This is a genomic window from Brachyspira hampsonii, assembly GCF_001746205.1.
In the GTDB taxonomy this organism is placed as follows: domain Bacteria; phylum Spirochaetota; class Brachyspiria; order Brachyspirales; family Brachyspiraceae; genus Brachyspira; species Brachyspira hampsonii_B.
In genome coordinates, this window is the sequence record NZ_MDCO01000006.1 from 304,478 (window position 1) to 316,885 (window position 12,408).

The 12,408-nt window shown below is 28.1% G+C and carries 11 protein-coding genes; 7 read left to right on the plus strand and 4 right to left on the minus strand.

Annotated elements, in window-relative coordinates; all coding sequences use genetic code 11:
* The first annotated feature begins 72 nt into the window (after positions 1 to 72).
* The 5 genes from BFL38_RS04415 to BFL38_RS04435 all read left to right on the plus strand — a co-directional run bounded on the left by BFL38_RS04415 (position 73) and on the right by BFL38_RS04435 (position 6,594).
* Positions 73 to 1,695, plus strand: a complete 1,623-nt coding sequence (locus BFL38_RS04415) for a TolB-like translocation protein (protein WP_069725907.1) — start codon at positions 73 to 75, stop codon at positions 1,693 to 1,695.
* Positions 1,696 to 1,872: 177 nt separating this feature from the next.
* Complete coding sequence (locus tag BFL38_RS04420) at positions 1,873 to 3,783, plus strand: ribonuclease J (protein WP_069725908.1); 1,911 nt, start codon at positions 1,873 to 1,875, stop codon at positions 3,781 to 3,783.
* Entirely contained in the window at positions 3,675 to 4,772 is a 1,098-nt protein-coding gene (gene sppA / locus BFL38_RS04425) for a signal peptide peptidase SppA (RefSeq protein WP_176720543.1), read from the plus strand. Before BFL38_RS04420 ends, sppA begins: the two co-directional genes overlap by 109 nt.
* Positions 4,772 to 5,338, plus strand: coding sequence for a hypothetical protein (locus BFL38_RS04430; RefSeq protein ID WP_069725909.1), 567 nt, complete (start codon positions 4,772 to 4,774; stop codon positions 5,336 to 5,338). The genes sppA and BFL38_RS04430 overlap by 1 nt, the downstream gene beginning before the upstream one ends.
* Positions 5,339 to 5,340: 2 nt before the next feature.
* A complete protein-coding gene (locus BFL38_RS04435) occupies positions 5,341 to 6,594 on the plus strand; it encodes an LptF/LptG family permease (protein WP_069725910.1) in 1,254 nt (417 codons plus the stop codon).
* A gap of 11 nt (positions 6,595 to 6,605) precedes the next feature.
* On the opposite strand, the gene BFL38_RS04440 is transcribed toward BFL38_RS04435, so the two are convergent.
* The 3 genes from BFL38_RS04440 to BFL38_RS04450 form a co-directional block, all read right to left on the minus strand.
* A complete protein-coding gene (locus tag BFL38_RS04440) occupies positions 6,606 to 7,955 on the minus strand; it encodes an MATE family efflux transporter (protein WP_069725911.1) in 1,350 nt (449 codons plus the stop codon).
* A gap of 19 nt (positions 7,956 to 7,974) precedes the next feature.
* Complete coding sequence (locus tag BFL38_RS04445) at positions 7,975 to 8,862, minus strand: DUF58 domain-containing protein (protein WP_069725912.1); 888 nt, start codon at positions 8,860 to 8,862, stop codon at positions 7,975 to 7,977.
* 290 nt (positions 8,863 to 9,152) lie between these two features.
* Entirely contained in the window at positions 9,153 to 10,301 is a 1,149-nt protein-coding gene (locus BFL38_RS04450; RefSeq protein WP_069725913.1) for an ankyrin repeat domain-containing protein, read from the minus strand.
* Between the two features lie 244 nt (positions 10,302 to 10,545).
* Between BFL38_RS04450 and BFL38_RS04455 the strand changes: the two genes are divergently transcribed.
* Both BFL38_RS04455 and BFL38_RS14605 read left to right on the plus strand, forming a co-directional pair.
* Positions 10,546 to 11,313, plus strand: coding sequence for an MBL fold metallo-hydrolase (locus BFL38_RS04455; protein WP_069726060.1), 768 nt, complete (start codon positions 10,546 to 10,548; stop codon positions 11,311 to 11,313).
* Between the two features lie 167 nt (positions 11,314 to 11,480).
* Positions 11,481 to 11,816 (plus strand): MarR family winged helix-turn-helix transcriptional regulator, encoded by a 336-nt coding sequence (locus BFL38_RS14605; RefSeq protein ID WP_256097204.1) that lies wholly within the window; start codon positions 11,481 to 11,483, stop codon positions 11,814 to 11,816.
* 50 nt (positions 11,817 to 11,866) lie between these two features.
* Here the strand turns inward: BFL38_RS14605 and BFL38_RS04465 are convergent, their stop codons facing one another.
* Entirely contained in the window at positions 11,867 to 12,241 is a 375-nt protein-coding gene (locus BFL38_RS04465) for a group III truncated hemoglobin (protein WP_069725915.1), read from the minus strand.
* Positions 12,242 to 12,408 lie beyond the last annotated feature (167 nt).

The window sequence follows — 12,408 nt, forward strand, 5'->3', positions numbered from 1 at the left end:
TAATTATTAATTTTAGAGTATAATAGTTCCGAATATATAAAAAAATATATAATATTAGCAGCAGGAATTATTATGAAAAAGTTATACATTATATCTATAGTATTTCTTTTATTATGTGCAAGAGGCTTCACTCAAATATACACATTTCAAATCGGAGAAAAACTAAATAATTCATATATTTTATCAGAAACAAATTATGCGGTAATAATAGAAAAAAATACTGCTAATTCTGGAAAAACTTTTGATATAATATATAAAAATGCCAGATTAACAGGCTATAAAGATGCCGGCAGTATAAAAATACTTCCTAATGGAACTTTAATTGCAACTATGCTGAAAACTTCTCTTGGTAAAGATATGTGGGTTTTAATATATGGAAATGTTGAACAGGAATTTGATTCTATAGAGAGAGAAATTTTCTCAGGAAATAATTCTATAATATTTACAAGATTAATGAATTATGGAGTGGCTGTTGTTAATGGAGAAGCTAAAGTGCAGTATTCTGAATTATATGACAGTGTTATTAATGATAATTCTTACGCTTTTTCTTATTCAAGAGACGGACAGTATTTTGTTAATATTAATGGAGAAGAAAAACAGGTATCAGCCAAAGCAGACAGACTTAAATTTTCAAATGACGGAAACAATATAGTATATGTTATAGAAAATGAAGGAAATGCTGTTATATTTACAGGAAGCACTGATAGTGAGAGTTTCAGATTAGTAGATGATTTAGCTTCATTCAATAATAATAGTATAGCTTATGCAGTAAAAGCTATGCCTGAAATAAATACTAATTCAACAAATATGATTAGTTCAAATGATTCAATTTCAAATAATTTTATTACAAATGCTAATAATATGACTAATGAAATAGTTACCAATACAACAACTGTAACAAATTATAATCTTTCAAATATCAGTGTCTATACAAATGAAGAAGGTATAACAGTAAAAGGACAATCCAATACTATAGCTTTAATGGTTGTAACAAATGTAATAACAAATATAAGATACAATGAATTAACAGAACTTCCAGCAGCACCAGAATTTACAAATTCAATTATCAGTAATGAATTTATAATGACAAGCGTTATAGCTAATGGAAGAAATTATGGAGAGTTTAATTCAGTAACTAATATGTCATTCTCACCTGACGGTAAAACATTAGTATTTATCAATATTAATACTAATAACACCATGCAGTTGTATGTAGGCGGCAATATGACTACTAATTATGATATGATACATAATTATAAATACTCTTTTGACAGTACAATATTCGCATACTCAGCACAGACAAATAATGTATCATTTTTAATAGTTAATGGTAGAAGGCTTCCTAGAAACTTTGATAAAGTAAATGATATATATTTCTCTACAAATAATAGTTTGGTTTATAATGCTTCTATGAATGGTAGAGAATATATAATAGCTAATGACTTTGAAAGTCCTTCTTATAACAGAATAACTTCATTTAAGTTTTTAGGAGATTCATTTGCATTTACAGGAGAAAGACTTGGAAAACATTATTACTTTATAATGAATAAAAATAATTCTATAAGAAGAGAATTCGGCGGATATGATTATGTATCGGCTATGGATAATAATCAGGAAGATGCTTTATCAATAGTCTCTGACGGAAAAAATATTTTTATAATAAAAAATGGAATGATATTAAATAATCAGCAATAGTTATTATAATATTCTGACTATATATTTTTAATGCGTAAATCTGAATATGGTTTACGCATTATAATATCAAACTAATTTATCTATTAAAATTATAACTTGACTTAATTTTGATTATAGTTAAAATAAAAAATAAATTTGAATTTTATTATAGTAATTTAAATATAAAGTAGTTAATGAATGAATAATAATGATAAAATAAGAATCATACCTCTTGGCGGAGTACAGGAAATAGGTATGAATATGACAGTTATAGAATATGGAAATGAACTTCTAATAGTAGACTGCGGATTTATGTTTCCAAGATATCATATGCTAGGTATAGATTATGTGATTCCTGATACTTCATATTTAGAAGATAAAAATATAATAGGACTTATACTTACTCATGGTCATGAAGATCATATAGGTGCTATACCTCATTTCCTTAGAAAATTTCCTGATATTCCTATATACGGTTCAAGACTTACTTTGGCTTTTTTAAGAGCTAAATTAAATGATTATAAAAATGAATATAAAGATGCAAAATTACATGAAGTTGAACCTAGAAATAAAATACAATTAGGAATGAATTTTGATATAGAATTTATAAGAGTAAACCATAGCATACCTGACGGAGTTGGTGTAGCAATAACAACGCCTCTTGGTGTTATAATACATACAGGTGATTTCAAAATAGATTTAAACCCAACTACTGATAGATTTATAGATCTTTATAAATTCGCTGAATACGGAGAAAACGGAGTTCTTCTTATGCTGGCAGATTCCACAAACTGTCAGAGAGAAGGATTTTCTATGAGTGAAAGCGTTGTCCAAAATAATATGACTCCCCTATTCGCTTATGAAGACGGAATGATTATTGTTGCCGTATTTGCAAGCAGCATAGAAAGAATACAGGATTTAGTAACCGCTGCAAAAGTTAATAATAAATTTGTAGCATTCTCTGGAAGAAGTTTAATAAAGTTTACTAAAATTGCTCAGGATATGGGATATCTAAATCTATATGATATAGTTATACCAATAGACAAAATAAATAAATATCCTAGAGAAAAAATAGTATGCATAACTACAGGAACTCAGGGAGAACCTTATTCCTCATTATCGCTTATAGCAGCAGAAGCTCATAAACATATAAAAGTAGAAGACGGGGATATGGTTATATTCTCATCAAGCGTTATACCGGGAAATGAAATGGCAGTTACTAGAATGATAAATAATCTGTTTGATCTTGGTGCTAAAATGGTAGGCGAAGATAAAAAACTTCTTCATGTATCAGGACATGCTTCTAGCGAAGATTTAAAATTAATGTACAGACTAGTAAAACCTAAATATTTTATTCCTATACATGGTGAGAAAAGACATTTAATTAGCCATATAAAATTAGTTGAAAATTTAAATGGATTAGACACTAAAGGATTCCTGCTTTATAATGGAAATGTACTTGAAATAGATGAAACTTTAGAAGCAAAAATCACAGATCCTATAGAGATAAGAAATATATATGTTGATGGAAAAGGTGTAGGAGATTTAGAGGAAAGTATATTCTATGATAGGGAGCAATTATCTCTTAACGGAGTAGTAGTTGCCAATGTTGTAGCTAAGAAAAATGCTGCAGGACAGTATGATATAAAAGTTGATTTAGAGAGTAAAGGCTTTACATATACAGGCGGAGAAAAAGAAGGCATTATCAATAAAACTGAACAATTAAGAGAAGAAGGAATAAACTCAGCAATAGAAGCTGTTAGAAAGTTATTAAATAGAAATAAAAAAACGCCTTCTACTATAAAATATGAAGTAAGAGAAGCTCTACGCAAAAAATTTATTCAGATAATAGGCAGAGAACCTGTAATATTTGTATGCCTATATATGGAACATTTCTATATAGAACAATCACATAATAATAATGAGAATAATAATATTTCTGATAACAATGTAGAAAATATAGAAAATACAGAAATAGAAGATAATAAGGAGAAAGCAAAATGTCATACGAAGAAGAAAAAGAGAATCAAGAAGACAGTAACGAAAAAGAATGCCTCACAGATAAAAAGAACGAAATCAAAAAAGAAAAAAGCAGCAAAAGAGAGTTAATATTTACATTACTTATAATAATATCAATAATTATAGGAGCTGCAAGTATATTTTTAAAAAATGAAAATATTAATATATCATCAAATATTAATTCTTCTATACAATCAAAAAATGCTTTGAAAGATGGAATAGCAATAATAGATTTAAATGGAGTTATAACTCATATAAAAAGAAAGAATAGTTTAGGTATGGAATATCCTTCAGTAACAGAAGAGCTTATTTCAGATTTTGAATATTATATGCAGCATCCGAAAGTTAAGGCTATTGTACTTCAGGTTGATAGTCCCGGAGGTTCTTTAACCTCATGTGAAGAGGCTTTAAAATATTTACAGGAATTAAAAGAAAAATATCCTAAACCAATAGTGGCATCTTTCAGATCAATGGCGGCAAGCGGCGGATACTATATATCAATGATAGCAGATAAAATATATGCTAATGAATCTACTCTCACAGGAAGTATAGGCGTTATATCTCAATTCTTTAACATATCAGAATTGATGGACAAGTATGGAATAAAAATGTATACTATAAAAAGCGGCAGAAATAAAGATTCTCTGTCTCCTTTCAGAGCACCTAGAGAAGATGAGCTTGCATATTGGCAGGATATGACAGATGAATTTGTAGGACAGTTTACAAATGTTGTTGAACAGTCAAGAGGAGATAAAATAAAAGGTAATAGAGAAGATATATTTGACGGCAGAGTATTCAGCGGAAAAAAAGCATTGGAAATAGGGCTTATAGATTCTATAGGAACTTTACATGATGCTGTAAAAGAAGCTGCCAAAATGGGCGGAATAGAGGATGAAGAGCCTTATATAATAGATAAACCTAAAGAAAAAAATGATGTGCTGAATTTATTCTTTGCGAATATATCAGAAACTATTAAGCCAAAATCTAGTATTCCTTTTCCTTATGAAGAAATAATGAATACAAAATATATTGGTGTGCCTATGTATATTTATATTCCAAATTATAATGGAGTAAATTAATGCAGTTACATGAAGCTATATACTATTATATATTAAAACCTAAAGAGGCTATAAAAAAATCTATAAATTTTGAATATTCTATATTTATATATTTACTTGCATCTTTAAGCATAGCTATATCAGCATTATATACAGCATCATCTAAATCCAATATATTAACTTTAATTGTATTATCATTTGGTTTAGCAGCATATATTGCAATATCGAATATAGGTAAAATAGCTGTTATTAATCTTACAATATCAATATTTTTTAAAAATAATGATAAAAAATATATAACAACTTTCATTAATAACTGTTTTGGTATATATGGAATATTTATTCTTATTCTTCCTATAACATTAATATTTGGAAGATTTTCTTATCTGTATTTTATACAAATTGCAGTTTTATTGCTATTGCAGTTATATTATATAATTTTACTTTATAATAATATAAAATACTCATTTAATATAGAAAGCTCATTAAAAGCATTTTTAGTTTTAATAGCTCCTATAATATGTGATTATTTACTATATATATCATTGGCAATATTAGTATTTGGAGTTTTTATTAGCTATATATAATTATGAAAAAAATTAACAAATATATAATCATTGAAACTATAGGCCCATTCTTTGCGGGTATTTTATTTTTTACATTTATATTTGTAATACAGCTTCTGCCCGAATTAATAAGACTTATTGTAAATAATGGAGCCCCTTTATTAATGTCATTGGAAGTGTTTGTATATATGCTTCCTTTTAATATTGCAATAACAATACCTATGTCTATACTTATGGCAAGCATCATAGGATACGGCAGACTTTCCTCAGATAATGAGATAATAGTAATGCGTGCTTTGGGGTTTCCGCATATGAGAATATACGCACCTATTATAATATTGGGAATTATTACATTCTGTTTTTCATTATTTTTTAACAATGTTGTTATGTCTGAAGCTAATTACAGATACAGAACATTAATTTCATATATGGTTAATATTAAACCTTCTATTGCGGTAGGGAAATTAGAGTTCTCTGATATTCAAGATATGGGATTATCAATAGGATCAAAATATGCAGATGATACAAGTATGTCTAATGTTGTAATATATGACAGATCCGAAACTAAAAGAGTGATCACTGCCAAATATGGTCTTTGGAAAAATAATGAGGCTAATGCTCAGGTGGTAACTTTAACTTTATATGACGGTGTTGTACAGGAAATGCCGGGATATGGATTTATATCTAATGATTATACTGTATTTGATTCTATGGATATCAATATTGTAAGAAATGTAAGTACATTGACTTCCCATGAAAGAGGATTAAGAGAAATGCCTTCTTGGGAAATAATGAAAAAAATCAATGATTCAAAAGCAGCTGCAAATAAATCTGCTGATGACCAAATAAACGGAATGATAATAAATGCTTATAATAACATAGATACTAATGCCGTTGATATAACTTCATTTTCTAATGAATATATACAAACCAATTCAGCAGAATTAAAAGCTTTAAAAGAAAAAGCTATTGATGAATCTGTACCATATTTTTATTATGTAGAGTTTCATAAATTTATTTCTATACCTGCTGCATGTTTATTTATGGTTTTGATAGGAGCTCCTTTAGGAATAGTTGGAAAAAGAAGCGGTAAAGGGTTTGGATTCGGACTATCTGTAATAGTAGTTGTTATATATTATTTGCTTATTACTGCAGCAGAATTAATTGCAGGCAGTAAAAAAGTACCGCCTATTATCGCCATGTGGTTTCCAAATATAGTTTTAGCTGCGATGGGAGGTTTTCTCATGATAAGATCTTTCTTCAGCAGAGGAAAATAAAATTATATATTTTAATAAATATTATTAGTTTTTTTATTAAAAGCATATTTATGAAAATATATACAAGTAGGAATTATTCCTATAGCCCAGCCTACAGGATTTGCAAACCATATTCCAACATATCCTAATGGTATTGATAAAAATACAGAGCCTCCAACTTTTATAACAAGTTCAGTTATTCCCGATATCAAAGGAATCAATGCTTTTCCAATAGCCCTTACAGAATTATTATATAAAACTATTATTCCTAAAAACGGATAAAATAAAGAAGATATTCTCAGATATCCTTTACATATTTCTGATATTATATCTATATACTCATCTTTACTAGATATAAATATTCTCACTAAATGATCTCCAAATAAAAATATTATTACAGCTGCCAATACGCTCAATGATAGAGAAAGTAATATTATACTTCTGAAACCTTCTTTTATCCTATCAATCCTACCAGCTCCAAAATTTTGTGCCGTATATACCGCAAAAGCCTCAGAAATAACAAAAAATGCCATAGATGCAAATTGATTTATTCTATTTCCTGTAGTATATGATGCCACAACATTAGTACCAAAAGTATTAACTACACCGCTTATAATCATTTCTCCTATTGATAAAAATATAGCCTGTATACTCATAGATATTCCTATTTTAATTATCATAAATAAATTATCAAATTCAAATACCATATCACTTTTATTTAATTTTAAAATAGGAAATTTTTTCACTATATATAGTATGCTTAAAATAGCTGAAATCATTTGAGATATTACAGTAGCTATTGCAACACCTGCGACATTCATATCTAATAAAACAACAAAAATTAAATCTAATATAATATTGAGTATAGTTGTAAGTATTAAAAAATATAAAGGAGTTTTACTGTCTCCCAAAGCTCTCAATATACTTGCAGCACCATTATAAAAAAGCTGTCCGAATGATAAGCCTACACATATTTTCAAATAAATTATAGAATTTTCTATTATATCAGGAGGAGTCTTTAAAAGAATCATCAAATACTTTGAAAAAAATAAACCAAATATCAAAAGTATTAAAGAACTGCCCAATGTTATATAAATGGAGTTTAAAAAAGTCCTTTTAATCATAACCTCATTTTTAGCCCCAAAAAACTGCCCCATAACTATAGAAAAAGCATTCGTAAAGCCTACAGCAAATGATAAAAAGAAAAACATAGTTGAAGTTGTGGCACCAATAGAAGCTAAAGCCCTAGAACCTGCAAATTTACCTATTATAATTGTATCTGCAACACTATAAAATTGCTGAAATATGCCTCCTATAAGCATTGGTATAGAAAAATATATTATAGTTTTGAAAGGACTTCCGACAGTCATATCTTTTGTCATAATAAATCCTAAAATTTAATTATCTTCTTCTTTTGACAAAAAATTTCATTACATCATTAACATAATCACTAGAAGTATCAAGAATTATACGCTCTATAGAATTTCTTTTTAAAAAATCTAATCTTTCTTCCATAATTCTATTCTGCTCATTAAGATATTCTTCCCTTATTTTTTTATTGGACATATCGAAATAAACATAATCATCATTTTCCAAATCAGACAACACCAAAGTGCCGCCCAAATTAGGAAGATGATACTCAAGCCTATCATTAACCAAACATACTATAAAATCATGACGCTTTCTCGTAATATCTATTTCCTTTTTAGGAAGTTCACAGCAGGCATCTGTTATCAAAAAAGTGATGCTGTCTCTTTTCTGTATTCTGTTAAAATATTCTAAGGCACTATCAACATTAGTCTGCGTGCTTTTAGGAGTAAATTCTATAAGCTCTCTTATTATTCTAAGAACATGATTTTTGCCTTTATTTAAAGGAATAAATTTCTCCACCGTATCAGTAAATATTAAAAGTCCCACCTTATCATTATTTTTTAAAGCTGAAAAGCTAAGCAATGCACTAAGCTCAACTATCAAATTATGTTTTGTTTTAGTGAATCCGAAATCTGTGGATGCTGAAAAATCGGCAAGTATTACAACACTAAGTTCTCTTTCTTCTCTAAACCGTTTTATGAAAGGCTCATTATATCTAGCACTAACCTTCCAATCCATAGCTCTAACATCATCGCCTATAGTATATTTTCTAACTTCATCAAATTCTATACCCTGCCCTTTAAAAGCAGAATGATACTGCCCTGCAAAATATGAGTTCACTATTCTCGAAGTTTTTATCTCTATTTGTCTTACGGATTTAAGTAAATCCTGAGTTGTTATGCCGCTGTCTTTAAACATTGATATCCTATCATTTTTTTATTGTGTATAATATTATATTATTAAGAAATAAAAAACAATACCTTTAGTAAAATGAATGATTAAAATTCTTTATATTTTATTGATGCTATCTTATATATGCATAAAACAACATGCCTATACCAAATGACTTCTACTGTATTTTTTGTTAATAGATAATAAGATTGTTAGACATTTTTAAGAAAGTTTATAGCCAACAATAATAAATTACTATCATAAAAATTGTTCACTATAAAGATCCGTCAAGTAAACTTAACGGATGCTCACAATTTTTATTTTGCACCGTTGGCTTTCAGAAAATTCACCATCTCTTCCTGTTCTTTTTCCTCCGCCATGCTTAATGCCGTTTTTCCATTAGGTGCTTTATGATTTATATCAGCTCCTGCATCTAGCAAAACCTGAGCCATTTCTAAGTTTCCTCTAATAGCTGCCCCCATCAATGCCGTATATCCCTCTTTAGTAACTGCTTCAATATCAGCTCCCGCATTTAATAAAGCCTCAACTATTACTATATGATCCTCTATAGCAGAAACTATCAATGGACAATATCCTACATTATCAGGTTTGTTAATATCAGCATTATTTTTTATTAATTCTTTTACAATATCACTGTGTCCGTCTATACATGCAGCTAATATAGGAGAAGTACCATCATCAGCTGTAATATTAACATCTGCATTATTTTTTAATAATTCCCTCACTACCTCTATTCTTCCAAACCTTGATGCATATATCAAAGCAGATCCTCCATTAGATCCTTTTTCATTTATATTTGCACCTGCTTTAATTAATTCTCGTACAATAGATGCATCCCCAATAATAGCTCCCATCATTATGGCAGTATCACCAAAATTATTCTTTTCATTTACATTAACATCTAATTTTATAAGCTCTTTAACTATATCAGTATATCCGCTGTCTGATGCCACCATTAAAGGTGTGCTTCCATTAATATCTTTTACATTAATCTCAGCCCTTGCATTGACAAGCATTTTAAGAACAGATAAATTACCATTAACACAAGCCCACATTACAGCAGTCCATCCATCTTTATTTTTAATATTTAAATCAGCACCTTTTGATATTAAAGTTCTTATAGTCCCATTATTTCCCTCCAATACAGCAGCCATTATAGGAGTATTTCCAAAACTATTACCCATATTAATATCAGCACCGCTTGATAATAATTCTTCCACTATCTTATCCAATCCGAGAATAGAAGCCCATATAAGCGGAGTATTCCCTTCTGCATCTTTAACATTCACATCCGCACCATCTTCTATCAATTTCTGTAAAGTCTTAATATCATTATTGGCTATAGCCTTTATTATTGGTATATTTACAGGAGGCTCCTGAGACTCCTGAGAATATAAAATACCTGTAACCAAAAGAAAAATTATAATTAATGATTTTCTTAACATAATACTTTCCAAAGCATAAGATTTAATTATTATACCACATATAAAATATTATTATAATCATAAATATGATAATTTTTTATTTTTTTAATAAAAAAAGAATTATTCATATTGACAATAATATGTATACATACTATTATTTACAAATAAATTACATAAGGAGGCAAAAATTGATGTCATTTTGGAAAAAACCTTTTTCATTTATTTAATATTAATTTTTTCAGTCTTTGCTGCTGAAAAAACTCCAATGGATTACCTAAACGACAACACTCCATTAAAACCTACAAAAGTATTTGATAATGTATACTGTATAGGTTCTGTGAGTGTTTTCGCTTGGGTAATAAGTACATCAGAAGGCTTAATATTAATAGATTCTATGTGGGACAACAGAGATGCAAAACTCATAGAAGACGGCATTAAAGGTTTCGGATTAGATCCAAAAGATTTAAAATATATTATATTAAGTCATGGACATGGAGATCATTACGGCGGAGCTAATTATTTGAGAGAAAAATACAGTGCTAAAGTTGTACTTACAAAAACAGATACAGACTTAATGAACAATTTAAATACAGGTGCAAACTCACCTCGTTCTCCAAAAACAAAAGTTGACATATATTCAAAAGATAAAGATATAATAAAGCTTGGAGATACAAGCATCACTATATTAGAAACTCCAGGACATACACCGGGATGCACTTCTTTTATATTTCCTGTAAAATTCAGAGGAAAAGAATACACTGCCATACTTTGGGGCGGAACAGGGCTTCCAAAAGATAGAGATTCTATATTAAAATATAAAACTTCAGCAGAATATTTTAAAAAAGAAGCTATTTCAAAAAATGCATTAGTATCATTAACAGCACATCTATTTGCAGATAATGGATACGCTAACTTAGAAAAAGCAGGCAGTCTAAAAGCAACAGAAAAAAATCCATTTATTATGTCAAAAGATAATATGGAAAAATATTTAAACTCTTTAATAGAAAGAGCTGAAAAAGAATTAAATAAATAAAAAAATAAAAATAATTATTAACAAAAAATTAAATATATGCTATCATAAAAATAGTTTATGATAGCATATTTTATAAGGAGTATAATATTAAAAATATAGGATATGATATTTGTTATACTGCAAGAAAAATATATCAGTATATAGGCAAACAAATAAATGGATTTGATATTACACCCGAACAGTTAATAGTATTAAAGGAGCTTGCTAAAGAGGAAGGAATATCACAAAAAGAATTATCATTAAGACTTGATAAAGATCAGAATACTGTTAAAGCGATGATAGACAAATTGGAAATAAAATATTTCATAATAAGAAAAGAAAAGAAGCTAGATAAAAGAGCTTTTTCATTATTCCTTACAGATAAAGCTAAAAAAGATCTTCCTATTATAGAAAATTATGAAAATCAAGTTTTAGGAAATATAGTAAAAGAATTGAATCATGAAGATAAAGATAAATTTATATCCATATTGGCAAAAATCAGGAAAAATATATCAAATGTATAAAGGTAAAGGAATAAAATAATTATGAAATTATCCCTTACCTTGAAATACATTTATTGCTGAAATAATACAGCCTTGAAATTTCTTGCTATATTACAAGCAATTTCATAGAAATGTTCAGCAGCATCTTCTTCAAATACTTGATTCAAACATTCTTTAAACAAATCAAGCCAAACATCAAAAAGTTTAATGTCAAAAGGAAGTAAGTTAATATGAGGCTGTACAGGATTTCCCATATATAGCCTTTCATTCAAAAGCATAGTTTTCCAAAATTTTGCTATTTTTTCTTTATGTCTTTCCCAAGAAGCATCATCAATACCAACTGCCCCATTAAATATAGGACCTAATTGCTCATTTGTTCTAATTCTGGCATAGAATATATCCATTAATTTTTCTATACCCTCATTGTTTATTTCATTGTATTTCATACTTTATCCCCATTTTTATTATTCAATATACTTTTATTATATATAATATAATAAAAAATTTAAATATTATTAAATAATATAATTCTTATAATAATTTTTTCTTATTTTACTTATTTTTCTTATAAATTACAAGTATATTTTTAAATAATTAATATTGTTATCAACCA